The sequence below is a fragment of the Candidatus Thorarchaeota archaeon genome, from assembly GCA_013388835.1.
Lineage (GTDB): Archaea > Asgardarchaeota > Thorarchaeia > Thorarchaeales > Thorarchaeaceae > JACAEL01.
In genome coordinates, this window is the sequence record JACAEL010000038.1 from 15,986 (window position 1) to 41,077 (window position 25,092).

The window sequence follows — 25,092 nt, forward strand, 5'->3', positions numbered from 1 at the left end:
GAACATAAACATATGCACCGGTGATGCTTTGACGCAGACAGTGCAGGCGACACTCAGTCATGTTTATTCCCGTTCCGACCATGCACTATTCGAGAGTAACGTGAACTACCATCTGGTGCTCACACGCGAATGCAACCTAAACTGCTCGTACTGCCGCGGAGGAGAGAACATAGGCGCGACGCCAGATGTCCAGTACTCTATGGACGACCTCGCGAACTTCTTGGAGAGAGACCCCGACCCACAGCTCATGTTGTATGGTGGAGAGCCGACCTTGCGTATTCCGCTCTTGACGTCTCTGATGGACCGGTTCCCTCGCAGTCGCTTCATGCTTCAGACAAACGGTCTTCTGCTTCACAGGATACCCGAAGAGTACGTTCGGAGGTTCCACTCAATCCTCGTATCGATAGACGGACCTGAGACACTCACAGACCACTATCGTTCCCGTGGGGTCTATCGAAGGGTCTTGGAGAACGTGAGATGGCTGGAGAGCATAGGCTATCCGGGTGACAAGGTGGCCCGCATGGCAGTCTCTCAGGAGACGGACATATACGAAGCGGTCAGACATCTATTGGACCTTCGCGACCCCACGTTCGACCATGTCCACTGGCAACTCAATGTGGTCTGGTCCGCAGAGGGAAACTGGACCGATTTCCCCAGATGGCTTCAAGACTCATACAAGCCTCGACTCGAGCAGCTCGTGCACGCGTGGGTGACCAAGATGCAAGAGGGGGTTGTGGAGGGCATAGTCCCCTTCCTGCCCTTGATGTACTCACTGTTGACCGGACGGAGTTCAAGACTCAGATGCGGCTCAGGCATCGACACATTTGTTGTTCACACTGACGGCACGATAGGCGTCTGTCCCATCTCTCCGGACTGGGAGTTCTCATTGGTAGGCGACATATGGTCAACAGACCCAGCATCTCTCGCCAACGTAATGACCGTGGATGAGCCATGTCCGTCCTGCGATCACTTCTGGGTCTGCGGCGGCAGGTGTCTCTTTGCAAACAAGGAGAGACTCTGGGGACAAGAGGGCTTCGATAGGATATGCACCAGCGTGAAGCACCTAGTGGGCTGCCTTGAGAAGGAGGTCCCGGTGGTGCACGGCTTCATCGAGGCGGGGACCATCAGCATTGAGGAATTCAACTATCCTGAGCACAATAATGGTTGTGAGATCATTCCCTAGCTGAACTCATCTTCAGGCTCTTCAGCCGCACAGAGTTCTTTTCGCATGATAACGATGGGCTCCCCCTCGCTCTCTCCAGTACCAACCTTCACATAACCATGCTTGATGTAGAAGTTCAGCTGGTTCTCGATTATGCCATAGACGTCAATCTCTATGCAAGTCGCGCCCATATGCTGGAGCATGTTCTCGGCGTAGTCGACAAGCACAGTCCCAATCCTACGTCCTCGAAACTTGGAACGCACTGCAACCCTAGCGATGACACCGGTCTTCCCACGCAGACTGGCCCGCATGGTGCCCACCACCTGGTCACCTAGTAGAGCCACATAGACATTCCCCATCTGAATGTGTCGCGATATCTTGTCGAGGCCTTCCTTGAGGGCAATTGGGGTTGAGCCGAGTTGTTTCTTCAGCGGGGCGTAGGCCTCATTGATGATGTCCTTGATGATGTCAACCTCAGACATTGTGGCACGACGAACCGTGACCTCTGCATAGTTGTACATCGATGGTTCTCCTAGTAATGAAGTGGTTCACTGACACATAACGCGACTTGAATAAAACCTATCTGTTGTGACCGGCCCTGTATGACAAGTCGTGCAGACCTCTCATCGCAGGACAAAGACTGACACACGGACGGGCTTTCGATGTGTGTCCATGCTCAAATAGGTCAGGCTACGGGATGGCCCCTCTGCAGGCAGGCCAACTCACGACCTGACTTTTCCAACAGGGCCCCCTAGCCAATCTGTGCAAAGAACCTGATGTACAATGCCATGATTGTTTGCCAAATGCAAGACGTTTCTTGCTTCTTCAAGAGATACAGTTTCTGCTACTCCTCGTTCAAGCTCATCGGAGAATTCGTCTAGTCCAGTGCATATGCGGAGAGACTCATCACACTTCTTGTAGGTCATACGGCTTTCACAGTTACGAGGCGAGAAGCTGCTTGCATTTTCCAGTACATTGACTGCGGTCTCGTAGGACAGAGTGATTGAAACATGTCCAAAAACAGCGTCAGGACGTGGTAACACTCTTCCTTCAGGGTGGGGGTCAGTGTCTGCCCGTTTGACATGATCTTGCATTCGAAAACCTGCCAGCGCTATGACGTATTTCCCTAGTGCCTCTGCTCTGCCCTCAGAGGTACCTGTTAACAATGCTTTGAAATGACTCTGTCGAACTCGGTCTTCAAGGGCGAAATAGACATCCGACTCATCCTTCAAAGCTATGACTCAGGAGGTCAAGGCACTCATCGATACCAACTACGACTCCATTGTCATCTACGTGATGAAGTCCGAGGCATCCGCTAAGAAACAGCTCATCGGCCTTGACCTGTCACTGCGAAACCTCATCGTCTGACTTCCCAAGACCTTTATGAATGACTTGCATCACCGGAGGCCTTTGAACACCTCTCCCTGCAGCGACCACATAAGCCTTATCTGGAGAGAAGAAGTAGAGAAGCACCGGTTCCAATCAGACTAGAAGTAGGGTTGAAATAAGGACAAGAAAGATGAAGTAGAAGAAGTGGAGTCACAGAAGATGAGTTCACACGACAAGAAGGAAGTAGAAGAAGTGGAGTCACAGAAGATGAGTTCACACGACAAGAAGGAAGTCGCCGAAGGGGCCTGTGTCAATTGCGCAGTGTTCCTCTTTGTGATTCTTGTCTTCTCGATTGCCGCACTTGTTCTGTAGTGTCGCGTCTCAGGAGGGGCTTGACTGACATTCCTGATTGACCCGCCACTCTTAGTGGGTTTCAGCATGTTGTCGTGCTGGATAGGAGAGAGGTTTCCGACAAGGACAAGAGCCCCGATTGGTACAGCACTGGCCATCTTCTCTCTGTGTGTGATAGTCTTCACAAGCACCTCACTCTATCTCAACCTATCATACATGAACTGGTTCTGGATGCCTTTCTCGCCGGCGGTGACATCGGGAAGAGACCTCATGATCAACTCGGGCATATTCCATTTCGAGTCTGTGAATACCGCGGGGCTCATCGATGCACTTGCGGCCATACAAGTGCTCCTATATCCGCTATGGACATACCTCGGGCTGAGGCTCTGGCACCAGCTGAAGAAAAAGCAGCCAGCCAGTTCATCATAGAGTGATAGTGATGTCAGCAGGAGAGTCCGCCACCTGACTCAGGACAGACCGGCGTTGCGCTTTGCACGACGGGACAGGCAGGGAAGGCTACTGCCACCATTCCCGTTTGACCCTGTGAGTCTTACGCAACAGACACGGAGAGTCGTGTGTAGGACCGAGGGGAACGTCACTCTCAGAAAGTACACCAGCTTCTATAAGGCAGGTGTGTACGGTGGGATAGCGACGGCCTACTCTGTCGGATGCAACTTCAGGTGTGTCTTCTGCTGGGTCGACTGGTCCAGAGACTGGCCCGAGGACTTCGGTGTCTTCTGTTCGCCGACGCAAGTCTATGCCAGACTCAGAGAGGTGATGAGGGAGGGAGGAGTCAGAAGAGCGAGAATAAGCGGCGCGGAACCCACACTCTGTCCAGACCACTTATTCGCAGTACTTGAGATGGTGCATCGAGACCGAGATGACTTCGACCTCTTCGTAATAGAAACCAACGGAGTGGTGATTGCAACAGAAGACACCGTCGCTGAAACCCTTGCCCGATACGCCTCAAGAAAGAGGAGCGATGAAACCGTCGGACATGTGCGGCTGTCCATCCGTGGCGGGTGGCCCAAACCGTTCGAGGAGAAGACTGGATGCAAGGGGGAGTACGTCGACTTGCCGTTCCTCGCTGCAAAACGACTGTGGGATGCAGGCGTGTCATTCCATGTTGCGGTCGTGGTGGACCCAAGGTTCACATCCGAGGAGGAGAAGAATGAGATATACAGACGCCTAGGCGAGATAGACCCATCCGTTCGCAGAGGCGTGGAAGAGGAGTATCTGGATCCCTACCCACACGCGCTTGTTCGTCTCAGAGCTGTGGGACGGACCGATGTGACAGGGACCGAGGAGTCCAACAGGGAGCGTCAGGCCAGGAGCCGCATGCCGGTAGAAGAAACCGGCAACGACTGAGACACAAGCGTAACGGATGTACGCAACGTGCTGCTAAAGCTCTGCAACCATCGAGGGGGTCTACTGCAGACGGGGTACATGTATGGATAGGACTTCTGAGAACGAAGAAAAAGAGACAAGAAGGGGGCCTTGCAGACCCCACTTCATGAATACTACTTCTCCTTGTCCTTGTCCTCTTCTTCACCCAGTCGCTTGGGCTTTCCAAGCCTGCGACTCTCGTCCACCACGAGTCTCCGAGAGTCTGGTGTTGAGAGGTCGTGTCCCTGCTTCCCCTTCTTGACTCCCTCGGTCGTCTCTGTCGGCCATGCTTCACCCGGCTTGGGCGCCTTGGCCGCTACATCGCTGTCGACCTCCCCGGGTTCGAATGTCCTGCCTTCTTGCCGGGCCCGGTCAAGGACTCGTTCAGTCCGCTGCACTGTCACGTAATAGAGCATGGTAATGATCGCAGCGATTGGGAAAGCTATCAGCTTGGCAATGTCTCGAAAGAGGAAGGTGGCAAATGAGGTAGATGCACCCCAGTCGAACTGTGACCATGTTGACAGGACGGTCCCCGAGGTGGCACTCACTGCGATGATGCTGTCAACGTAGAAGAAGCCGCTGGCAAGGAAGAAGGTGATCAGTGGACCGAGGTCTCTGAGGCGCGAACGAGACTCTTCCACGGCCTCCGTCACTGTGCGACCGATGCCACTCATGGCATACAACAGGAAGAACAGGGACATTGCCACGTCCGCCGCTTCTATCTGAGGCGCACCCGTCCTCCGCATCACATTCACAAGGAAGTAACCGGAATAGACTGCGATGAAGACCGTGAGCAGCGCCACGTTCAATGCGGCACCTCTCCTTGCATACCTGAAGAAGGTCAGAAGTGCAATGAGACCGAACAGACCGAGCAGACCGAATGCCACCAACAAGAAGGGTGCGTGAGTTGCCAGATTTGATGCATATCCCGGAAAGATGCCCTGCAGTGTATCTGCAATTCCAAACGCATTTACGGGTATTAGCACATATACGGCCAATGCTTCACCCGCCATGATTGCCAGGCCAATGATGAGGATGATGAAGCTTCCAATGCCAATCACAACGCCACCCTTCTTTGGCTCAGCCACTGTGGCGATTCTCAGACTCGTTCTTGAAGAGAGATAGGCCTGAAAAGCAATCCACCCGATCCAGCCAGACATCGCAAAGAACAGAATGGCTTGCTGGTTGAGCAGTATGGACATGAACACCGCTATGGCGAATGACACTGCCAGCCACGCCACACCTTTCAGTTCAGTGACACGACCTCGACCCCGTCTTGTGATCCAGAGGTTGTCGAGCTTCAATGCGGTCAGGAGCACACCGATACCGAAGTAGATGGAACCGGTCGCGCCCACATAGACAAAGAAGTTCACCAAGATGGGCTCTAGCCCGCCCACGTTGTACGTCATCAAGTATGACACAAAGAGAGCGAGAAATGTCGTTGTCACGAAGATTATCAGATAGGCCAAGTACCGGCGGGTCTTGAAGAACACGCCTAGGCCACCAAACATATTGGACAGAAAGGGAATTCCCATATCAGTAGTCCTCCCTGATGCGGACGAACGAGGGCTTGGATGGATTTAAGGTTTGCATGAGTTGGGTGAAAGGCTCAGCTGCAGTAGTCTCACCGCGAGGAGTGACCGATACGAGGGATTCGACCCTGAGGAAGCCATCGCAATACCAGTGGTTGAGAGAAAAGAGGCGCCTGCATCAGACATCATCCAAGAACAAGTAGCGGCTCGCACTCCAAGCCCCTGAGCACATGACTACACTCCTCAACAGAGGAGTCGCTACGGGTATGATGTTCTTTGTCTATCGTTGGTCGGGGTTCCAGTCGCAGAGCGACACTGGTCCTAGGACACCGGAGCCGTCTGCTCGTAATGCGTTGAGAGAGTGTGTGTCATACACGGTTCAAGATTAGTAGCTGTCACCGACGAGTGAAAATCGAATGAGGATAGCTCTAGGTGGACTCGGCAACATCCTGTAAAGAGGCACCTTTCGTCGCCACGAAGCAGCCCATGTCGCCAAGTCGGTTGAACACGATGTGACTGAAGCCCGCCCTCGTTATCAGTTCCTCCCACTGGCTCCGCGTCTTGAGCATCCAGTAGTAGAGAGGGGTGGCATAAAGGAGGCCGGTGGGTTCTCTGAGGACTTCGATGAGCATCAGATGACCCCCGGCTCGCAACACACGTATTGCCTCTCTCAGGGCCTTGAGCTTCATCTCGTCACCTCGGAGGTTGTTGAAGACATTCGCCCCAGCGAATATGTCGAAGCTCTCATCATCATACTGAAGGGATGTGATATCCCCACTCTCAAAGCGCACACGGTCTCCGACCCCCTCCGCAACCGCATTTCGCATCGCTCTCTCAGGGGAGTTGCCGGGGAGCTCGGCGGTCTCCCAGATGTCTATACCTGTCACAAGACCGTGTGGCAAGACTCGCGCCAGACCCACTGTGAGCTTTCCCAGTCCGCAGCCAAGGTCCAGCGCAGACTCCGTGCCGCGGAAGGGTAGCAGCTTTGAAACATCGAATGCTCGCCTCTGGTCAAGCCGACTCAATGAGACAAGGTAGGTGAGCAACAGACAGACTCCCGAAACGGTCAAAAAGACCCCAAGGAGTGCGAACCCGATCCATGTGCCTAGGAGTAGTGTGACAACCGTTCCTGCCACTATCAAACACGCAACCGTGCCTATCATCCAGTTTTGCCCATAGTTGCCATAGTGGGGCGTCATGCGCTTGCTCATGTCACAACAGACCTCTGTATTCAGTCTGGCATACCTCCGGTCTCATAAGCATTTGTGACAACCACCAGAGTGGACTCGCTCATGACATCGGGATAGTGTCGAGTATGTTGTGCTCCATCCGAAAGTTGCAACACGTCCCCGAGTAACACCAAATGCCTGTATAACTAGCCTAGCTTTGGATAGGCTTATATCGGAGCGTGCAACTACCACACTCGTGGTCAGGTACCGAGCAGGGCCTAGTTTTCGTAACATGCCCTCATTACACAACTCCCCCCCTCCTACCACGATTAGCCCTCTTGGTACCGGCCACACCTCATTCTGACTGCACGGATGACTGGGCAGAAGGGGCCATGCGCAGGAATCTGGGCGGGTTTTGTTACAGTAAGCTGACCAATCGAACCATATCCCTGAGACAGTGTCACCCAATACACTCCAATGGTAGTCACCAAGTGTTGCAGATCTGCAGTGTCAGATACCCGTCTGAAAAACCCAAATCAACCATCGAAGTCCGTGTGCGCCAGACACAAGATGGGACACCAACAACACTCCAGAAGATGATAGTATCCCATCAGTAAATGTGATAGCAGCTGTGCCGCATCGACTGTGACTTCAGTGGTGATTCGCATGCTTCTCCTTGTGCAGTGTGCAGCAGATGCATCTCAACTGGGCGGGACTAACAAGACAATGGTACCTACTGGCATGGTTGCCATGTCCGCCCCATTGACCTGTCATGAGGGCCCCACACTGTGCACAGACGGCCCAATTCCACCTGAGTCAGAAGTGACCATGGCTGCATCCACAATAAGAAGACACATATCCACTCAGGTGATACTCGACGGAGAGATGATACAGTGAATGTGATAGTGAACGGCACACGACTTACCGTTTTCGGAGTAGTCCTGCTGTTCCGCGCCACCATGCTCACGTCAACCGTCACTCCCGTGCCGGTCCGCGCCGCAGAGGCGTGGACAGTTGCACTGGACGAAGCCTATGCACCTCACGAGTACTGGGAGAATGAGTCTGCAAAGGGCTTCAACACTGACGTCATACGCTACGTCGCGGAGTCCATGAGCAGAGATGTCGTGTGGGTTCCCCTCCCTTGGGCTAAGGCATACCAGGCACTGCAGAATGGCACGGTGGAGAGTCTCTGCATGGCTCGAACACCACAGCGTGAACTCATCTTTGACTTCAGCCAGCCAATCATGAACCTGACGCTCAGGGTGTTTGTGCGGGGAGACGTCAGCGGCATCATTGACATCAGCGAACTGGCCAATCGTACTGTGGCCGTCGAAGCGGACGACATCTGTGAATCAAAGCTCAACGAGCTGTGCCCCGATGCCGTAGTAGTGCGGGTGGATTCCCAGGCGGAGGCTATCAGGCTCGTTGCAGAGGGAGAGGTCACTGCTGCCTTCTGCAACAGGTATGCTGGAGCCTATGCGATAATCGAACACTCGTATTCGGACATCAAGATGGTCGCGCAACCCATCGACGGGGGGATCAGATGCATTGCAGTGGCCAAGGGCAACCTAGTCCTGCTTGGCAGCATCAATGCGGGCCTGAATGAGATGGTGGCGACAGGCGAGTACGACAGAGTCTTGGAGAAGTGGTTCGGTGCATACCCATTCGCCGAAGAGAATCAATTGATGCTCAGGGCAGCCATGGTGACGAGCTTTGTCGCGTTGCTTGCGGTGTTTGGAATCGCGACTATGGCAACATGGAACAGGTCACTTAGCCGCAGAGTGAACCATGCCACATCCAAGCTCGCACTCTTGGGCGACCTGTTCAGACATGACCTCAGAAACATCGGGCAGTGCATGTACACCAGCCTGGAACTCGTAGCAGATGAAACAACTGACGAGTCGACGAAGGAGAGCGCAATACAGACTGCCTTGTCTGCTGTTCAAAGAGCAGAGCGGCTCACGTCGGACTTTTCGATGGTAGAGTCGATGACCGCCGGAAAGCATCCGCTTGTTGAGACTCCCTTGAAGACCATTCTAGTCTCAGCGCTAGCTGAAGTCGCGTTAGAGGGCGGTGCCACGTTTGAGTTCGAGTCACAGGACATATCCGACACGAACGTCATCGCAGTCAGTGCACTCAAGGAAGCCATTACGCGAGTGATGAGATTCATGGTCAACCTCGCGAATAGCAGCATTGCGAAGGTGCCTATCAGCGTTGCAGTCTCATTGGACCGTGACTGGGCGACTCTTGTCATCAGTTCCAAGGTCGTATGCATACCAGATGACGTCAAGGAGGGGCTCCTGAGAAGGTATCTTGGCGTCAGGACTCCAGTTGTGGGACTCGATCTCTCAATTGTCCATGCGATTGTGACTGCCAGCAGGGGACTTGTGACAATCGAGAACATAGTCCCCGGTGACTGGAGAAAGGGTGTCGCTGTAAAGATGCTTCTGAGAATCCCGCACAAGAGGATCCGGATGCCTGGTTTCCGCATGGGATCTAGAGCGGACTGATGGGACTATCTGCATTGAACTACTGTTCTGGTCGGCCCGTACGCAACACAGGCTCTACTCGTTTCTCGTAGAAGTAGCCCACTGATGAGTAGACAGTATAGAGCCCCCTCCTCCTTCCTATGATGAGTCCTGCCCGTTCAAGTATTGACAAGTGATGCGACATCGTGCTCTTTGACTTCTTCACTATGTGTGCCAGGACCGTCAGACAGTACTCGCCCTTGCCCAAGATGTGATACAGCTTGTATCTCAGTTCATGGCCTAATGCGGCATGATACAATATCTCTCGCTGGGCATTCTTGTCCTTGTCGAGATCTGACAGCAGCCGCCTATGGTCTGAAACAAAAGCCTCGAAGTCTGTGTCTATGCCCATTGCGTCCAGACACGCCTGAAGTCTATGCACTTCATCAACACCTTGCCTGTAACACACACCATAAAATCGGTATTATTGCTATCGTTGTCGTTCAGTGGAACCTCGTTCAGTATCGCAATAGTTAAATGTGTTCGAAAATGGTCAAACTGGTCGTGACCCATTATGACAACTAGGTTCGTACCTCCAGACTGGGCGTTCGAGTTCCATGGACATCTCTGTCCGTTCCTGCCTATTGGTTATCGAATGGGCAGACTCGCAATGGAATACCTCAAGTTAGACCGAGAGAAGGATCACGGGTTCTTTGTATTCCCGGAGACTGGTGAGGGCCATCCTCAGACCTGCATGGTCGATGGAATACAGGCTGCTACCGGAGCCACCTACGGAAAGGTGCTCATGGAGAAAACGTTCTATGGCAAACTGGCAGCCACCTTCTTCCACCCAAAGAACGGGGCCGTTCGCCTATCCCTGACGCCTGACTTCATCGATGCGATGAGCAAGTTCGAGTTCTTTGCCTATCGCAAGAAGGGAGTGGAGCCATCCGAGATTCCACATGAAGTGACTGAAGAGGTAACAAAGTGGACCTATGAGCAGCCTGACAAGTTCATGTTCAAGGTTGAATTCAAGCCCGACTTCAAGTTCACTCCACCGAAAGGGTCGTTCAACAAGAGCAAGTGCAGCATCTGCGGTGAGTACGTGTTCGAGAGATACCTCCGCATGAAGGACGGCGCACCGGTCTGCATCCCGTGCTCGGGATACGCCAGAGCCAAGCCGGAGTCCTAGAGACCACGAGTCTGGAGGGGTATCCTGTGGATGTTGTATTGCTATACGCGGTGATCTTCGCCTTCGTCATAGCCTTTGTGTTTTCGATGTTCGGCCAAGGGGGTGGATCTGTATACTCTCCGCTCCTCATTCTCCTAGGATACGCCGTACTGGTGTCCACTTCCACCTCACTATTCCTGAACCTGATAACGTCTCTGTCTGCAGGCTACATATTCTACCGCAACAAGCTGATTGACATCAAGGCGTCGTTACTGTTCGTGCCGGGAATCGGCTTTGGAGCATTCGTCGGAGGAGCTCTTTCTGCATTCGTTGAGGGGGTCTACGTCATGTGGCTGTTTGTCGTCTTCCTCGGTGTGATAGGCGCCAGAATGATCTATACCTACTGGGAGAGGGGGACGACGGAGGGCGCCTATCCCGAGGTCCTGCCAACCAAGATGAAGGTCCTAGTCATCCTGTTCAGTTTCGCTGTTGGGTTCATATCAGGCCTCTTGGGAGTGGGTGGTGGCGTGTTCATAGTCCCATTCATGGTCTACGTGTGCAAGTATCCAACAAAGTTCGCTGCTGGTTCCTCACACCTCATCATATCGTTCTCCGCTTTCTTTGGCATCGTTGGTCATGCGGCATTTCACAGCCTAGACCTCCTGTTGATTGCTGCGACTGGGATGGCTGTGTTGGTTGGAGGCAATCTTGGTGCCAGAGCGAGCATGAAGATGAAGGTGCAGGGAATCAAGGCTGGACTTGGGCTCATCATGTGGATACTTGCCGTGATGCTACTTGTTCAAATAATCTGAAGCACATCAACAACTGCCAATCCGACAAGAAATGAATAGTCCTAGACAAAGCAAGTCGCTTGAGAAGAAAACTACCGGCATGACTGATTCTGTGCACACCGATTGTGATGGGAGTATGGTCCCACTTTTTGGGCTTCCCAGTCACCGATGGTACAACGTTCATCTCTAGTTGGACGAAGTGGACATTGGTATGCCAACAGGATCCGTCCCGGAGCGGCTCTCGGAAGGCGCACACCTCGAGGACTCGTCAGCTGTCGGGCAGACCTCGGGAGTCGTGTGACCGCACAATGACACATATGCATCGAACTGCGCATGTCCAAGACTGCCCGACCGCGCGGCAGCAGCTACCTACCCCCTGAGTGACGGCCCGCCCCCTCTATGTGGGACCGATGTGTTCCTTCGACTGGGACCACCCGGTACGGCACGCACTCTGACGATGCAGCACGGCCAGTTGTCCAGTCCGTTCATTCACCAGCGCGTGGATTATATACTGTCTGTTGTCAATAGGTGTGAGGATTCGTATGAGTACTGACGCCGACCAGATCTACCAGATGCTGTTCGAGAGAGAGGTTGTCAGTTCCGACGAGATCGTAGCGGTTGTCCGGTCAGTGCTGGGGCGTGATGTCTCCCGCGACTACGCCTTCCGCAGGTACGCCACCCCGCTCATCCGGAGCGGAAAGCTGAGACGGATCCGGAGGGGACTGTACTATGCGCCTGACAACAGACGTCCCTATGCGAACACGGACCTCGTAGCGTGCAGTCTTCGGAAGTCCGCCTTTCTCGGTTACCAGGACGCCGCCGAGTTGTGGGGCGCAGTCTACTTCATGACCACGTCCCGTGTCAAGGTCTGTGTGTCAAGAAAGGACCGCTTCAAACCGTTCATCTACGGACCGTACGAGTATATACCGGTGATAGTGAGGGACTTCAGTTCCGTTGTGGCCTCCAAGAAGGGACGCGGACTGAAGAAAGAGGTGAGGTTGACGAACAGACTGCGCACCTTCATCGACTGTGTCAAGCGGCCCGACCTGGTCGGCGGCTGGGGTGGCGTCTACAACACCCTCGGGAGGCTGAGAGGCGTAGACCTCGACCAGCTGAGAGAGGAGGTCATTCGCTCAGGGAACCAGATGCTGATTCGCAAAGTCGGTATGATTCTTGAGTTGGTTGGCAATGACTTTGCGCGCTTCGACGAGGCGAAGCTCAATGAGGTGCTCGATGACCTCGAGCGGCGCGTCACCAGCAGACCAATGCGACTCACCAACTGTGAATACGAGATCCGGTTCAACGAGCCCTGGCTGCGGGACCTCCGTTGGAACCTGTACCGTCCCCCAAGGTTCGAGGTGATCGTGAGGGGGCGCGTCGCCATGGACGACCCCATCATGGGACTGTGGGAGGATCGACTTCCGAAATCCATGCGCCCCGGCTCAGCGTAGCGCATACCAACCATCGGGCCCGTCACCAACCACAGTCCGCCAGCCCGGTGCTTCGGCCCGGGCACATCATGGGCTTCCGAGTAGCTCTCGGTCGTTCTTGCATCGTCTTGCCTTGACGTAATCCGTTTGAATCCGGGGAAAACAGTCGATGACAGATGTGTGCCAGTAGGAGGAAACACTGAGAATACCATCAGGGTCAAGTGCGCACACCATTCAAACCATCTCGGCATAGTATTCTACAGCGCGGATTGGAATGAACGGAGACCGGACAGTCGGGCGGCACACACGACTCTTGCATTACCCGACATGCCGACAGGTCAAGACGAACAGAACCGGGTTGTCAAGCGAAGGCCACTCGAAATGGTCGCTCGCTTGCGTCACTGCTCGTGTCGTCTTTTTTCGGCTCTCTGTTCCATGGCCCTGAAGTCCTTCACTAGCTCAGCGCTCACCGGGCCCAGGAAGTACCTGCCATCAGCGGTCTGGCTGACACCCGGCATTGCAAACAGGTTGAGCAAGGCCCACCGTAGCCTCTCGTCAGTGTCCAGTTCCGGCACCGGAATGGCGGTCTCCGGTGAGAATGCCTCTGCGTCCAAGAGTCGCATCAACACATCATATTGGTCCATCAGCTCATCACCCATTGGACTTCCGTACAAGCATGTACGGTGTCAGTCCTCATACGTGAATGTGCGACCGCCTTTATAATGCTAGCACGCGTGTCTGACCATAGGGCTGTCGCTGACCAAGACAGGTCTCATTCGGCTGGCATACGGACGGACTTGTCCTCATGTCCTACTGGAGGACTGGGTCAAGTCAAGGATACCGAGTCCTGCGTCAGGCTGGTGCACGCTTGTGGACTACTCTGTGACACGCCAAGTGAGAGTGACGGTGGTCGGTGAGGTTGCAGCAGCTGTTCGAGAGATGCACACTTGGGACTTGTCCCATATCGTCTTTATATGGCCCGACGCAGAAACATGAAGCCGAGGTCATCCGACACTCTAGCGGACCTCAAGGAGTCAATGTGGTGCCGTCTCCTATGAGAAGGAAGACTCCTGTGTCCAACTCTGTCCAACCGATGATGAACGGTATCTCCGTAGAAACAGAAACCCTTGGTACGCATGGGAAAGGAGATCACCGACACCATTGCTCTGTACCTACATGGGACGCAGGTCAGAGGACTCAGGACGCTCTTTCAGATCCATTCTGAACCACTCCAGGGCAGTCACCAACAACGCATGCCTGATGCTGTATCCGAACGAGTCATTCAGGCAGGCGTTCATGCAGGACCCATCGCTGGTCAAACAGGTCTGGGAGTGCTTATGAGGGATATCTCAGGATGCTCTGAGGAGCGAGGGGAGGGTCTATGGAGGTGTGCTGCACAAGCTGGAACCAAAGGAACTGGCAGCGGCCCATGCAGAGGAAACTGCGAAACTACTGGGCGGACAGCAGTTGTTGACTCAGCCTCTATTTGGAGCGGCATCGGGCCTGTACTGGAGCTGAGCGGCACTAATGTCACAGCGACAGGTACACAGCGCTCTTCGCACTCTCGCCTTCTGGATTCTCCTCTTTCTCCGCACCTCTCTGCCCTCTGTACAGCTCATTCCAAGTTGGACGGGTGCCTGGAGTGTTCTGCAGCTCGCGGTACACAGAAGCCTTGTCGCTGCCAAGAGATGAGGGGCGGGAGAGTCACTCCTCGAGGGTTCATGAAGTGTCTAGCCGACCTCAGATTCTGCATGGAGGCATACAAGCACGACGCAGTCAGCTTCTAGAGTGTACTGGTTCTCGGCAGCGGTTGCACGCCCATGCGTCCAACTCTGTGCGCCTCACGATGAGCAGTCCCATTGACTGAATACGCGGCTTATCACAGCCTACGTTCAATTGTGTGTCTGTGAACAGATGCAGAAGCCGCAGCAATCATTGCAATCCAAGCGCCCAGTACGGTAAGGTCGACTGAGAATCCTGAGCGCTCTGCTGCCGCGCTGATAGGAGCTCCTGCAGCATCCTCGCGGCAGTTTCGTACTTCTCAAGCGCCTCTGGATTCGCAGAACCATCCTTCCCGGCATAGTCGTGACAGATGAGATGAAGCATCTCGCTGTATTCCGATATGTTTCCGGGCAGTCCATGTATTGATGTGAGGGTCCTCCACGCCTCACGGTTGGTAAACAGGTGGATGACACACACTGCAAGGTGTGTATCCCCGACTGACTGCATCTCTTAGGGTCATGGGGATGGAGCCGTGCGCCAGATACTGACAACCGAGTCGATGATACTTGCTGCCTGTCTCAGTGACGTACACCGTCACATCCCCATTGCTGCCAGACCCTGACGAAGTCAGGATGACTGCAGCCCCGGCTCCGACAACTATGGTGACTACCACCATCACTATCAGCAGAGTCTGCTTGCTTGGTCCTTTCTTGAACTGACTACTAAGACCTTCCTTCTCCATGGCGGCGTCGCCACCGGCATATATCTAGGGCGCACTTGTTAATCAATTCTCTTATGCCTTGTCAGTGGATTTGCAGTGCACGATCTCAGAGAATGGACCAATTGTCAATTTGGCTCATGAAACCTAATCAATGACTAGAGATGTGCCAAGCGGCAATCCACCTGGAATGAAGATTGTGACAGTAGGGAACTCCTAGATGGACCTCAGCACGTGGTCCCTAAAGAGATCGGACTCGCTATGAATCGCTCTCTCCGTTCCCAACGGTTGTGAAACGAGTGGCTGCAGCGTGTCCGAGACAAGACTCCACGGGTCGACTCACTGGTCGAAGCCTGCAGTCGCAACTCACCAGAAGATCACTTGCTGTGACGACTCCTACGAGAATCAGTCTGCGTAGACATTAGCGGTCGCGGGAAGAACGCCAATGTGACGCCTTGTCGCTGTCGCTTGGCGTGGCATGTCCATCCCAAGTATCGACAAAGTCCGGGATGTTGGCGCTATGACTCCTGTCAGCATTCTCACCGCTGTGGTTTCGCCCCCACAATTCGGTCCGGGAAGACCGAAGACCTCGCCATGCCTCACGGTGAAGCTGATTCCGTCGACGGCGCGTACATCACCATAGAGTCTGACGAGGTCCTGAACGACTACGACCTCATCCACTGACGCCATCAGTCCGAGCAATCAGGGCTGTCGTCTGATCTCCGCAAGCTCATCCTTGATGCACTGCAGCTGATGGATCAAGTCCGCCATGCATTCCTCAAGATGTGATAGTCTCTCGTCCCGACTGAGCTTCTTGTGGTGTTCACCATAGTCACATCCGTGTCTGCATTTGGTCATGGAAACCACCTGTCACAGAGAGCTGAAGTGCTTGTACCATATAACTTATCGCTAGCATAATCAGCAGTGACTTCCGATGTGTGAAGCATGTTAGAACGATGTGAGTCCATTGGGTCGTGTCTGAGACCTCTGGAGAGCGTGATTCGACTCCTGAGCCATCAGTATACGGTCTCACTGGTCCTGCTGTCGGGAAGGACAGACGGCAGCCTGAGATACTCGCAGATAAGGGAGGGGCTTGCCAAGGAAGCAGAAGCCAGTATCAGCGACTCAACATTGTCAAGGACCCTCTCAGAGCTGGTCGACTTGGGAATCCTCAGCCGTAAGAGCTTCGACGAGATACCACCCCATGTGGAGTACTCCCTGACCGACTCGGGACGAGACCTGTTCCACATCCTTGAGGACCTCGGAGTGTGGTCGCGGGAACAGTGTCATCTGGGACAACTCAAGATCCCGAGCCATGGTCACGGACTCGGCGGATGATGCTCAAGAACATAGAGGGGATGCGACCGGAACCGCGCTCCCGACCATCTGACAATGGGAGCCATCATGGCTTCAACCGCCAGCACTCCGGCTCCGGACGCATTCCCATCTGGTGTTTCGTACGTAAGCACGAAGCATACTAGAGATAGAACAGACTCTCTGTGCATACCTTGTACTCCTGCGGGTCTACAGCAGCTGCCCAGAGGTCATACAGTCCTGATCCTGACGAAACAGTTAAGGCCGTTGGGTACGGATGTATGAATGAGAGAACCCACGCAAGGGCATCAGGTGAAAGAATAATGGAAAGATTGGGCGCGGATGTGGGAATAGGAGAACCCATGAGTGAATTGAACGAGATTGAAATGATAGGGAGAGTGAGGGAGTTGAAGGACATAAGCGAGAAGGCAGGTTTCAAGATGGGGAATCGCATATGGGCAGTGGCAGGGAGGGACGGTGCGATGACTGTGAGGGCTGTGAATCTCGAGACCTTCATTGATGAACTGTGTGGATGCATAACTGTTGAAGGGGACTTGGACCCTCTGCGTCTCAAAGACACCTGGAGAACGGCGCCTTGATTCTAGTGGATTCCAACATCTGGGCATACTACTTCGACTCCACTCTAGCTGAACACCCGCGGGTCAAATCACCACTTGAGAGAGCATTGAGGCAGGACGAGGCCGCGGTTAACGCGACGATAGTTGTTGAAACACTGCACTACCTAGTCAAACGCTTGGGTTCAGAGATAGGGAGAGAGAAAGCAGGCATCTTCATGAACTACGGATTACCTCTGTACAGTCTGGATAGGTCAACACTGGTCTTGACGGCAGCCAAACTCTGCCAGTTCGGGCATCTTGGAATAGGAGGTCGCGATGCATCGATTCTGGCGACAATGGACATGAAGAGAATCAGGACCATCATGACCCACGACCAAGCGTTCAAGCGTGTGCCAGAGATAGAAGTGATAGACCCTTGCTGAGAGAGTCCAGAGCGCTAGGTAGCTCTCGATTACTGGGACACTTCGAATCGCTTGGGACACCACCCATAAGGGTTTCCAAGAACTCCTGTGCTACGGGACAACCAAGTGCAGAGCATCCAGAAATCATTCCAGACCTCCTGCTGGATGCTGACAACTGGCGCACATGGACGGAACAAGAGCCAACTGATTGTGAGGTGGGTCTTGACATGAGTCCCAACTGCTCAGCACATCTTCTGCGGCTGTGTTGTACTCGACTTCGAGGGGCAGTCCTTCCTGTCGCACATGTGCCAGCTATCACTCGAGGGATACCGACTACGCTATAAGGAGTCCAGACGGAAAACTCTGAGAATTGACTTGAGCATGCTTGTTGACTGGTCATTAGAGGCCTGGTTGTCCAGTGCACGGGCCCTTGTCAGTTGGAGCCGGTCTGTGAGAGCCGATACATCCATTGCGCTCGTTGTCAGACACTCCCACAGGACCATCATCGCCGACTATGAGCAGGTACTGAGAGGGGGTCTTACCGAGACCGGCAAGGCTACCTCATATGAGATGGGAAGACGGCTTGACACGAGGAGACCGGTGCACATGTTCACCAGCTTCGTCCCCAGATGTGCTGAGACGACAGAGCACATGGCGAGAGGACTTGCTGATGCGGGTGGCACAGTGGTTGACATTGAACCACTACCCACTCTGGTCAAGCCCGAGCATACCGAGGAGAGAGTCTGGGAGAACCTACAACCGGATGGGGACAATGTCATCGACTTCGTCAACAGGTGGTCAGATGGCACTCTCGGGGAGGGCATTGAGGAGTTCAGAGTCTTTGGTGCACGGCTCTGGTCAGACACGGTAGAACGACTCTTGTCACAGCAGGACCCAGTCATGCACATCCATGTGACTCACGACCTCTCACTGATGAGCCTCAAGAGGCTTCTCCTTCGCAGGCCGTTGGTTGAAGCAGACCGAGAGCCATATCTGGGCGGAATTGGACTCGTTCGTACACACAGTGGTGTTCAGCTGTTCATTGGTCGTGACAAGAGCCTCATCGAGATCATAGTCTAAGAGTCTGACGTCACAGGGGGTGGTGGTGTGGAGGAGGGGGATAGACTCACACTACAGTAAAAAGACGGCAATACAACTTCACTGTGAGTGAGATTCCATGCAGTCACCGGAGCTGATACCACTCCTGGCGGTCTCGTCCTTCTGGAGTCTGGTCACCATGGTAGTGATAGCGAGGTCATGGTGGAAGACTCGTCTTCTGCCCACCCTCCTCTACAGTATAGCCATCGCATGCTTCTCCGGAATGGCGCTCGACCTTCTGCTCGACCAGTTCTGGATACCGTTCCGCGACTGGGAACTCTACATCGGTGTGAAACGACTCTGGTGGTCGAACGTCCTACTGGCCATCTTTGTTGTCACAGGTTTTCTCTGCTGGTACTTTGCGATAATGTACTCTCAATATGAGACACCTCCGAGAAGCTCGATGCTTGTCGTCTTCTTGGTTGGCGCAGCCCTCGTCAGCGAGATAATGAAGGAGGACTGGTCGAGCAACATCCCCCTGCTCATAGAGGCGGCTGCTTTCAGCATCATAATAGTTGAGATACTCAGATACGCAAGACGAGTTCTGCCCACTGTCACAGATGCCGACCGCAGACTGGTCGTTAGGCTCTACTTCCTCGGGTTCATGGTCTGGATACTGGCCGCGCCACTGGGAGTCATCCTGGGAAACATCGGACCGGAGTTCGACTGGGCTGCGTTCTCATGGCCGATTCCCTACTCGGCAGGCCTGTTCATGATCTCGATAGCGGTCTCGAGGAACCCAAGACTGCTCTTCATCAGCAAGGCACGCCCGATGGACCTCATTGTGCTTGACAAGGATGGAGTTCTGTTGTTCAGTTACCGGTTCGTTGAGTCGTCGGCCAGTGTGGACCCTGAGCTGATGGGCTCAGCGATGTCCGGAATACTGTCGCTCATTCGAGAGATGCTCTCAAGCCAGAAGCAAGTTCATCGAATCGACCATGGCGACGCAAAGATACTGGTCGAGAGCGGCCCGATGACGACCTTCCTTCTTATCGTCACGGAGGAGACCGCCAGATTCAGGCAGTCGCTTCGCAACCTCCAGCTTGAGTTCGAAGCCAACTACAGAGAGGAACTGACAAGCTCGCCTTCTGTCACAAGCGCCTTCAGCGACTTCAAGTGGCGAGCCAGAGAGGTATTCCTGTGAGCCCGGAGACCTTAAACCATCCGTGTCACATGTAATGGTGGAGATGCAGACGATGAGCGAACTGTGGACCAGATGGCTGCTGTTTGCCTCACTGGGCGTCACGGTCGCGGGTGCATGCTTCGCCTTTGTCTTTCCCTACTTTCTTCCCCAAGTGTTGGAAGTCTATTTCTTCGAGCTCACAGGTGAAGGCTTTGCCTCGCTGTCGGCGGATGAGCTTCGATTCTTCAACCTGCTCTCTGGAGTCATCGGTGGTACAATGTTTGGCTGGGGGCTTCTACTGACAATGCTCTCGCTCAGACTTCAAAGAGTGGACCAGGACTGGGCATGGGCAGCCCTTGCAGTGAGTGCCATTGGATGGTTCATTGTCGACACCACCGCGACCGTTCTTGTCAGGAGTCTCACAAACACGATTCTCAATCTCACAATACTCCTTGTGATTCTTCCGCCGCTCGTTGCGCAGCGTGCAAGAGTCGTACAGGGAATGAAGCAGCTCATGCGATGATGGCATGAGACGCCAGACTCGACGCTGGTCCACTCTGCGTTCACAATGACGGGCCTGCGTCCATGGTCCGAAGGTGATATCAGTCAGGAGACAGGAGGACGACCGGACATGAGAACACAGCACATCGGTAAGCGAGGAATGCTCTTCACGTTCGACGACCCCTACGTGACCAACTGCTACGCCATAGGACTGGACGCCAAGGTCATCCTCTGTGACACGTTCTGTGGGCCGGATGCGATGAGTCAAGTGATGGATGGCCTCAGAGCAGAGGGTCTTGACAGAGAGGTGTGGGTATTCAACACGCATGCGGACTACGACCATGTGTGGGGCAACTGTGCCTTCAAGTCCTCGACAATCATCGGTCACAAGTCCTGTCGGGAGAGAATAGAATCTGAGGAGGCACGAACAGCTCTGGACACATACGCCGCTCACAGGAGAGGCAGAGTGTCTCTCGTGCCACCCAATCTCACGTTCACTGACAGGCTGGCCCTCCCTGAGGAGGACATCGAGTTCTTCTTCACGCCAGGGCACACTCACGACTCATCATCATGCTATGACGCCCTTGACAGAGTGATTGTGGTAGGAGACAACATTGAGACCCCGATACCATATGTGAACGAGGACAACCTAGATCAATACATCTCCTCCATTGAGTCATGTCTGGTTCTCAACTCCGCCTGCATAATCTCGGGTCATGACAGCCCTCAGTATGACAGAAGGCTTGCACAGTCGAATCTGGAGTACCTGCAGGCCTTCAGAGACTGGTCTTTGGACATCGAGTCCCTTGAGGAGAGAGCACGCAGCATACACCTGACCAATCTCATCACGCTGCTCAGCAGACGCTCGACCTCAAGCGTATGTGACAGGGCATCAGAGCATTGCCGGCAGGCACTTGCTGTCCTCCACAGGATGCCGCGGAGCGATGCAGTGAGAGAGGCCATCAGGGAGGTCTCAAGGTTCGTGCGGCCGCACTAGACCTCCTCGAACTCGTCCTTCTTCAGTGCCAGACGCCGGGGATTGATGAACAGGCTCAGCTCGTACCGGTGCTGTTTCGGCTTGGCCTTTCCGTGGGTCAACATGTCGAGGCTGCGCTGAATGCGTTCACGAATGTCCTTTCGATACCGGATGATGAGCGAGAAACACTGCAAGATCCTGCAGAACTGGTCGTTCTCGGCAAGTATGCGGTCATTGACTGAGACGACAAACTCACCACCGATGTCGCCGAACTTGCTGTCGATCTGTGCAACCTCTACACTCCCAGACAGCAACATGACCCGGAAGTCATCTCCTGCAGTTGCCCTCTTGCCCTCAATGTTGAAGACCTCGAAAGTCCCATCCGGACCGGGCATGTGGAACGAGTAGCTCTCCGTTGATGCCACTCCTCGTCTCAGTTGCCGAACATGGGTCACAATCTCCGTGTCCTTCGTGAGCACAGCAAAAGACACCAGTGGCATCTCTGAAGCGACGCTGTTAGCGTACTCATCGGCAACCATCTCCTCGGCAGACGCAATCCACTGTCCGGAGCTGGAGAACATCTTCACGACGAGCCGACGCTTCATCTCGTCCGGCTCCTGACCCCATGTCGAGTTTCTCAGGACTATGAAGCCTGTCTTCACTCTCGGCGGCAGGTTCTTCTCGCCGGGCTTCAGTCTGGCCTCCATTATCTTTCCGATTATGTCAGAGTCACTAGTGAACTGCCGGCTCTTGGCACGCCATTGTTCATCCTGCCTGATGCCAACCTCGTCTCCGTGAAACCCAGTGGCATACAGGTCTTGGCTCAACACGCGGTAGACAGTTGAACCGCCACGCTTCTCTGCTTCCTTAGACATTCACTCACCGCGATGGAGAGTAGCTTGAGGTTCTATATCAGGGTTGCTCGCAGGTGTCCCTCTCTCGACAGATGCTGACCACATCTGTGCGAGCCTGTTGTGACCACAGTGACATCTGCGGACTCCGATGCAGACTGAATGGCTGAGTGACCGGCTGACTGTGGTTTCAGGACACAATGGTGTGGCGCCGCAACGGGACCAGACACCAGCACTTACCCACGCCGCTTGATCTCGTCCTGCATCTCACGCAGTTTGAGAAGGGCGTCCATCGGTGTGGTCCGGTCCAAGTCCATGTGCCGGATTCGTTCCACGATCGGGTCTTCTACTACGAGCGGCTCGAGGCTCGTCTGTACAGCGTCGGTGTGGGAAGCATCCAGGACTACCATGTTCTCCTTCTCGATCCTCTGCAGCAGCTGTCGTGCCCGCTTGATGACCGGCTCCGGAATGCCTGCCAGAGCAGCAACCTGAATGCCATAGCTCTTGTCTGTGCCGCCCTCGACCACCCTGTGAAGGAATACTATTGTGTCGCCGGACTCCTTAGCGAGCGTGTGCATGTTCTTCACCCCGTGGTAGCTGCGTGCCATGTCCGTCAGTTGGTGAAAGTGTGTGGCGAACAGAGTGCGGGTCTTCATCTGCGCCACTCTCTCCGCAACTGCCCATGCAAGCGCCATCCCATCGAAGGTTGAGGTGCCCCGGCCTATCTCATCGAGGACCACCAGGCTCCGGTCTGTGGCGTTGTTGAGTATGTTTGCGGTCTCAATCATCTCCACCATGAAAGTGCTCTGGCGTGCTGTGAGGTCGTCAAATGCGCCGACTCTGGTGAAGATCCTGTCCACGCATCCAATCTCTGCCTCCTTGGCCGGCACAAAGGAGCCCATCTGTGCCATCAGCACAATCAGCGCCGCCTGACGCATGTATGTGGACTTGCCCGCCATGTTCGGCCCTGTGACAATGACTAGGGTGGACCCGCCATCTCCCAGCTCTAGGCTGTTGGGGACGAACTCGTTCGGACCAAGGATGAGTTCAAGGGACGGGTGTCGCCCGTCCACTATCCGGATGGCCGTCCCCTCGGTCACCCTGGGCCGCGTGTACTTGCGAGTGACAGCAACCTCAGCGAGAGCAGCGAGCACGTCGATGACTGCGATTGCTTGACTGTTGTTCCGTAAGGCATCGGACACATCACGCACGAGCCCTCGCAGTCGCTCGTAGATCTCATACTCCAGTCGGTTGATTCTGTCCTCACCTGCGAGCACCGCCTCTTCCTTCTCCTTTAGCTCCGGTGTGACGAACCTCTCCGCATTCGCCAGTGTCTGTTTCCGCTCGTAGTCGTCAGGGACCTGGCTCAGGTTGCTGTTGGTCACCTCGATGTAGTAGCCGAAGACCTTGTTGAACCCGACTCGTAGCGACTTGATTCCAGTCCTCATCCGCTCCCGCTGCTGAAGAGACGCAATCCACTTCTTGTCACTGGCTATGGAGGCCTTGAGCCGGTCGAGCTCCTCGTCGAAGCCGTCGCGAATCATCCCTCCCTCCCGGACACTCAGAGGCAGGTCATCGAGCAGAGCTGCCTTCAGTGTGGACTGAAGCTGGCTCAGGGGCTGAAGTCTTGATGCTGCCTCCACCAATACCTCAGACCTGAGTCCGCTGGCGATGGCCTTGAGGTGGGGTATCTTCTCGAGCGAGTTGCCCAGTGCAAGCAGGTCTCTTGCGCATCCGGTACCAAAGACGACCCTGCTAGTCGTCCTCTCAAGGTCACCGAACGCCTTCAATCCGGAGATGAGGTCCTTTCTCAGTATGGCCGCACGTGATAGCTCATCGATTGCGTCGAGCCTGCGGTCAATCGCGGCCACCGTCTTCAGAGGCTGTAGCATCCACTGTCGTAGCAGCCGCTTGCCCATCGGCGTCACAGTCTCCGAGAGGACTTCCAAGAGCGTCCCTCGCGTCGAACCGTCTCTGGCATTCCTGGTGAGTTCCAGATTCCGCTGTGTGGTGGAGTCAAGCACCATGTACTCGTCAAGTGAGTAGGACCTCAGAGTGGAGACCGTGACTGAGGATGTGCGGTGGACCTCCTGCACATATGACAGAGCTGCCCCCGCTGCTGCAACAGCCAGGCGCTTGTCCGCAAGTCCGAAGCCGTCGAGTGTGACCACGCGAAAGTGCTCCTTCAGACGCTGCTCGGCCGACCGCTCAGAGAACTCGGTGTCATTTCTGATGGTGACTCTGGCCCCGAAGCCCTGAAACGTGTCGCGGACGTTCTGCTCTCTTGCGACCGAGTCGGGAAGAAGGATCTCCGAAGGGCACAGCCGGCCTATCTCGTTGAGGACACGCTCGCATGTGATGGTGCCTGGGAACTCGGCAGCCATGAACTGACCGGTCGACACATCTATGGCGGAGAGCCCCACATGATCGCCATGGGGGACGAGTGCCACGAGGAAGTTGTTCTTTGCGTCCTCCAGAATCGTACTCTCAAGGACCGTACCGGGGGTTATCAGACGCACAATGTCCCGTCTCACTATCCCCTTTGCCTCGGAGGGGTCCTCCACCTGGTCTGCCATCGCGACGGTGTAGCCCGCCTGCAGAAGCTTTGCAGCATATGACTCGACTGCGGTATAGGGGACTCCACACATGGGCCACCTGTCGACGCCCTCGCCGCGAGAGGTCAGTACTATGTCCAGCACCCGACTTGCTGTGATCGCGTCCTCGTTGAACATCTCATAGAAGTCACCAAGTCGGAACATCAGAATGCTGTTTGGATGCGCCCTCTTCAGCTGAAGGTACTGACGCTGCATGGGGGTCTGCTTCTGAACCATGACTCCTCGTCGGCCCTGTCCGAGGCGTGACTAATAACAGCATCGCATTACCATGAGCAGTGTGCACCGGGACCCATTGCTTGGACGGTATCATCTTGGCACCACACTCTGCAGTGATCCTGACAATGCTTGCGACATCCACGTAGAAAGCTTTAGATAATCGGCCGAATGCATCAGGACGGAGGCCTGT

Annotated in this window: 29 protein-coding genes; 18 read left to right on the forward strand and 11 right to left on the reverse strand. The window is 54.6% G+C overall.

Going from position 1 to position 25,092, the window contains the following annotated elements; all coding sequences use genetic code 11:
• The first annotated feature begins 28 nt into the window (after positions 1–28).
• The gene (locus HXY34_06775; protein ID NWF95830.1) at positions 29–1,183 is read left to right on the forward strand and encodes a TIGR04084 family radical SAM/SPASM domain-containing protein; all 1,155 of its coding nucleotides are present in this window, start codon (positions 29–31) and stop codon (positions 1,181–1,183) included.
• Here HXY34_06775 and HXY34_06780 read toward each other — a convergent pair.
• Both HXY34_06780 and HXY34_06785 read right to left on the reverse strand, forming a co-directional pair.
• Positions 1,180–1,683, reverse strand: a complete 504-nt coding sequence (locus HXY34_06780; GenBank protein NWF95831.1) for a GNAT family N-acetyltransferase — start codon at positions 1,681–1,683, stop codon at positions 1,180–1,182. The genes HXY34_06775 and HXY34_06780 overlap by 4 nt on opposite strands.
• A 201-nt stretch (positions 1,684–1,884) precedes the next feature.
• Entirely contained in the window at positions 1,885–2,394 is a 510-nt protein-coding gene (locus tag HXY34_06785; GenBank protein ID NWF95832.1) for a hypothetical protein, read from the reverse strand.
• Between the two features lie 4 nt (positions 2,395–2,398).
• On the opposite strand from HXY34_06785, the gene HXY34_06790 reads away from it, so the two are divergent.
• From HXY34_06790 to HXY34_06805, 4 genes are all read left to right on the forward strand, one after another.
• Positions 2,399–2,530 carry a CRISPR-associated endonuclease Cas2 gene (locus HXY34_06790; protein NWF95833.1) on the forward strand — a complete coding sequence of 44 codons (132 nt, stop codon included), beginning with the start codon at positions 2,399–2,401 and terminating at the stop codon, positions 2,528–2,530.
• Positions 2,531–2,710: 180 nt separating this feature from the next.
• On the forward strand, positions 2,711–2,863 hold the full coding sequence (locus HXY34_06795; GenBank protein ID NWF95834.1) for a hypothetical protein: 153 nt from the start codon (positions 2,711–2,713) through the stop codon (positions 2,861–2,863).
• Positions 2,864–2,929: 66 nt separating this feature from the next.
• A complete protein-coding gene (locus HXY34_06800) occupies positions 2,930–3,271 on the forward strand; it encodes a hypothetical protein (GenBank protein ID NWF95835.1) in 342 nt (113 codons plus the stop codon).
• A gap of 54 nt (positions 3,272–3,325) precedes the next feature.
• The gene (locus tag HXY34_06805; protein NWF95836.1) at positions 3,326–4,210 is read left to right on the forward strand and encodes a radical SAM protein; all 885 of its coding nucleotides are present in this window, start codon (positions 3,326–3,328) and stop codon (positions 4,208–4,210) included.
• Positions 4,211–4,362: 152 nt separating this feature from the next.
• Here the strand turns inward: HXY34_06805 and HXY34_06810 are convergent, their stop codons facing one another.
• Entirely contained in the window at positions 4,363–5,763 is a 1,401-nt protein-coding gene (locus HXY34_06810) for a hypothetical protein (GenBank protein ID NWF95837.1), read from the reverse strand.
• A 61-nt stretch (positions 5,764–5,824) separates the two neighbouring features.
• Here HXY34_06810 and HXY34_06815 point away from each other — a divergent pair, with 61 nt between their 5' ends.
• On the forward strand, positions 5,825–5,986 hold the full coding sequence (locus tag HXY34_06815; protein NWF95838.1) for a hypothetical protein: 162 nt from the start codon (positions 5,825–5,827) through the stop codon (positions 5,984–5,986).
• 202 nt (positions 5,987–6,188) lie between these two features.
• Here the strand turns inward: HXY34_06815 and HXY34_06820 are convergent, their stop codons facing one another.
• Complete coding sequence (locus HXY34_06820) at positions 6,189–6,971, reverse strand: methyltransferase domain-containing protein (protein NWF95839.1); 783 nt, start codon at positions 6,969–6,971, stop codon at positions 6,189–6,191.
• Between the two features lie 624 nt (positions 6,972–7,595).
• Here HXY34_06820 and HXY34_06825 point away from each other — a divergent pair.
• On the forward strand, positions 7,596–7,826 hold the full coding sequence (locus HXY34_06825; protein NWF95840.1) for a hypothetical protein: 231 nt from the start codon (positions 7,596–7,598) through the stop codon (positions 7,824–7,826).
• On the forward strand, positions 7,823–9,439 hold the full coding sequence (locus tag HXY34_06830) for a transporter substrate-binding domain-containing protein (GenBank protein NWF95841.1): 1,617 nt from the start codon (positions 7,823–7,825) through the stop codon (positions 9,437–9,439). The genes HXY34_06825 and HXY34_06830 overlap by 4 nt, the downstream gene beginning before the upstream one ends.
• A gap of 19 nt (positions 9,440–9,458) precedes the next feature.
• Here the strand turns inward: HXY34_06830 and HXY34_06835 are convergent, their stop codons facing one another.
• Complete coding sequence (locus tag HXY34_06835) at positions 9,459–9,839, reverse strand: winged helix-turn-helix transcriptional regulator (GenBank protein ID NWF95842.1); 381 nt, start codon at positions 9,837–9,839, stop codon at positions 9,459–9,461.
• 132 nt (positions 9,840–9,971) lie between these two features.
• Between HXY34_06835 and HXY34_06840 the strand changes: the two genes are divergently transcribed.
• The 3 genes from HXY34_06840 to HXY34_06850 all read left to right on the forward strand — a co-directional run bounded on the left by HXY34_06840 (position 9,972) and on the right by HXY34_06850 (position 12,810).
• Positions 9,972–10,589 (forward strand): TraR/DksA C4-type zinc finger protein, encoded by a 618-nt coding sequence (locus tag HXY34_06840; protein NWF95843.1) that lies wholly within the window; start codon positions 9,972–9,974, stop codon positions 10,587–10,589.
• Entirely contained in the window at positions 10,553–11,380 is an 828-nt protein-coding gene (locus tag HXY34_06845) for a sulfite exporter TauE/SafE family protein (protein ID NWF95844.1), read from the forward strand. The genes HXY34_06840 and HXY34_06845 overlap by 37 nt, the downstream gene beginning before the upstream one ends.
• A gap of 521 nt (positions 11,381–11,901) precedes the next feature.
• Positions 11,902–12,810: a hypothetical protein gene (locus HXY34_06850; protein NWF95845.1), complete on the forward strand. Its 909-nt coding sequence runs from the start codon at positions 11,902–11,904 to the stop codon at positions 12,808–12,810.
• 377 nt (positions 12,811–13,187) lie between these two features.
• On the opposite strand, the gene HXY34_06855 is transcribed toward HXY34_06850, so the two are convergent.
• The 4 genes from HXY34_06855 to HXY34_06870 all read right to left on the reverse strand — a co-directional run bounded on the left by HXY34_06855 (position 13,188) and on the right by HXY34_06870 (position 16,087).
• On the reverse strand, positions 13,188–13,433 hold the full coding sequence (locus HXY34_06855; GenBank protein ID NWF95846.1) for a hypothetical protein: 246 nt from the start codon (positions 13,431–13,433) through the stop codon (positions 13,188–13,190).
• Positions 13,434–14,956: 1,523 nt separating this feature from the next.
• Complete coding sequence (locus HXY34_06860; GenBank protein NWF95847.1) at positions 14,957–15,253, reverse strand: hypothetical protein; 297 nt, start codon at positions 15,251–15,253, stop codon at positions 14,957–14,959.
• A gap of 381 nt (positions 15,254–15,634) precedes the next feature.
• Positions 15,635–15,931, reverse strand: a complete 297-nt coding sequence (locus HXY34_06865; GenBank protein NWF95848.1) for an ATP-binding cassette domain-containing protein — start codon at positions 15,929–15,931, stop codon at positions 15,635–15,637.
• Positions 15,932–16,087, reverse strand: coding sequence for a hypothetical protein (locus HXY34_06870; GenBank protein ID NWF95849.1), 156 nt, complete (start codon positions 16,085–16,087; stop codon positions 15,932–15,934).
• Between the two features lie 87 nt (positions 16,088–16,174).
• Between HXY34_06870 and HXY34_06875 the strand changes: the two genes are divergently transcribed.
• The 7 genes from HXY34_06875 to HXY34_06905 all read left to right on the forward strand — a co-directional run bounded on the left by HXY34_06875 (position 16,175) and on the right by HXY34_06905 (position 21,241).
• Complete coding sequence (locus HXY34_06875) at positions 16,175–16,567, forward strand: helix-turn-helix transcriptional regulator (protein NWF95850.1); 393 nt, start codon at positions 16,175–16,177, stop codon at positions 16,565–16,567.
• A gap of 299 nt (positions 16,568–16,866) precedes the next feature.
• Positions 16,867–17,142, forward strand: a complete 276-nt coding sequence (locus tag HXY34_06880; protein NWF95851.1) for a hypothetical protein — start codon at positions 16,867–16,869, stop codon at positions 17,140–17,142.
• A complete protein-coding gene (locus HXY34_06885; protein ID NWF95852.1) occupies positions 17,139–17,543 on the forward strand; it encodes a type II toxin-antitoxin system VapC family toxin in 405 nt (134 codons plus the stop codon). The genes HXY34_06880 and HXY34_06885 overlap by 4 nt, the downstream gene beginning before the upstream one ends.
• Positions 17,544–17,972: 429 nt before the next feature.
• Positions 17,973–18,602, forward strand: coding sequence for a histidine phosphatase family protein (locus tag HXY34_06890; protein NWF95853.1), 630 nt, complete (start codon positions 17,973–17,975; stop codon positions 18,600–18,602).
• A gap of 97 nt (positions 18,603–18,699) precedes the next feature.
• A complete protein-coding gene (locus tag HXY34_06895; GenBank protein ID NWF95854.1) occupies positions 18,700–19,764 on the forward strand; it encodes a hypothetical protein in 1,065 nt (354 codons plus the stop codon).
• A 52-nt stretch (positions 19,765–19,816) separates the two neighbouring features.
• On the forward strand, positions 19,817–20,266 hold the full coding sequence (locus HXY34_06900) for a hypothetical protein (GenBank protein NWF95855.1): 450 nt from the start codon (positions 19,817–19,819) through the stop codon (positions 20,264–20,266).
• Between the two features lie 108 nt (positions 20,267–20,374).
• A complete protein-coding gene (locus tag HXY34_06905) occupies positions 20,375–21,241 on the forward strand; it encodes an MBL fold metallo-hydrolase (GenBank protein NWF95856.1) in 867 nt (288 codons plus the stop codon).
• Here HXY34_06905 and HXY34_06910 read toward each other — a convergent pair.
• A complete protein-coding gene (locus HXY34_06910) occupies positions 21,238–22,095 on the reverse strand; it encodes a hypothetical protein (protein NWF95857.1) in 858 nt (285 codons plus the stop codon). The genes HXY34_06905 and HXY34_06910 overlap by 4 nt on opposite strands.
• Before the next feature lie 212 nt (positions 22,096–22,307).
• A complete protein-coding gene (gene mutS, locus HXY34_06915; protein NWF95858.1) occupies positions 22,308–24,902 on the reverse strand; it encodes a DNA mismatch repair protein MutS in 2,595 nt (864 codons plus the stop codon).
• Positions 24,903–25,092 lie beyond the last annotated feature (190 nt).

Excerpts from the sequence above, each read along its gene's own strand:
- HXY34_06855 (NWF95846.1), bottom strand. The coding sequence starts at position 13,433 with ATGGACCAATATGATGTGTTGATGCGACTCTTGGACGCAGAGGCATTC.
- HXY34_06840 (NWF95843.1), top strand. The coding sequence starts at position 9,972 with ATGACAACTAGGTTCGTACCTCCAGACTGGGCGTTCGAGTTCCATGGA.
- HXY34_06900 (NWF95855.1), top strand. The coding sequence starts at position 19,817 with ATGAGCGAACTGTGGACCAGATGGCTGCTGTTTGCCTCACTGGGCGTC.
- HXY34_06790 (NWF95833.1), top strand. The coding sequence starts at position 2,399 with ATGACTCAGGAGGTCAAGGCACTCATCGATACCAACTACGACTCCATT.
- HXY34_06820 (NWF95839.1), bottom strand. The coding sequence starts at position 6,971 with ATGAGCAAGCGCATGACGCCCCACTATGGCAACTATGGGCAAAACTGG.
- HXY34_06895 (NWF95854.1), top strand. The coding sequence starts at position 18,700 with ATGCAGTCACCGGAGCTGATACCACTCCTGGCGGTCTCGTCCTTCTGG.
- HXY34_06800 (NWF95835.1), top strand. The coding sequence starts at position 2,930 with ATGTTGTCGTGCTGGATAGGAGAGAGGTTTCCGACAAGGACAAGAGCC.
- HXY34_06905 (NWF95856.1), top strand. The coding sequence starts at position 20,375 with ATGAGAACACAGCACATCGGTAAGCGAGGAATGCTCTTCACGTTCGAC.
- HXY34_06880 (NWF95851.1), top strand. The coding sequence starts at position 16,867 with ATGGAAAGATTGGGCGCGGATGTGGGAATAGGAGAACCCATGAGTGAA.
- HXY34_06875 (NWF95850.1), top strand. The coding sequence starts at position 16,175 with ATGTTAGAACGATGTGAGTCCATTGGGTCGTGTCTGAGACCTCTGGAG.
- HXY34_06795 (NWF95834.1), top strand. The coding sequence starts at position 2,711 with ATGAGTTCACACGACAAGAAGGAAGTAGAAGAAGTGGAGTCACAGAAG.
- HXY34_06910 (NWF95857.1), bottom strand. The coding sequence starts at position 22,095 with ATGTCTAAGGAAGCAGAGAAGCGTGGCGGTTCAACTGTCTACCGCGTG.
- HXY34_06860 (NWF95847.1), bottom strand. The coding sequence starts at position 15,253 with ATGGAGAAGGAAGGTCTTAGTAGTCAGTTCAAGAAAGGACCAAGCAAG.
- HXY34_06825 (NWF95840.1), top strand. The coding sequence starts at position 7,596 with ATGCTTCTCCTTGTGCAGTGTGCAGCAGATGCATCTCAACTGGGCGGG.
- HXY34_06850 (NWF95845.1), top strand. The coding sequence starts at position 11,902 with ATGAGTACTGACGCCGACCAGATCTACCAGATGCTGTTCGAGAGAGAG.
- HXY34_06810 (NWF95837.1), bottom strand. The coding sequence starts at position 5,763 with ATGGGAATTCCCTTTCTGTCCAATATGTTTGGTGGCCTAGGCGTGTTC.
- HXY34_06870 (NWF95849.1), bottom strand. The coding sequence starts at position 16,087 with ATGACCAAATGCAGACACGGATGTGACTATGGTGAACACCACAAGAAG.
- mutS (NWF95858.1), bottom strand. The coding sequence starts at position 24,902 with ATGGTTCAGAAGCAGACCCCCATGCAGCGTCAGTACCTTCAGCTGAAG.
- HXY34_06780 (NWF95831.1), bottom strand. The coding sequence starts at position 1,683 with ATGTACAACTATGCAGAGGTCACGGTTCGTCGTGCCACAATGTCTGAG.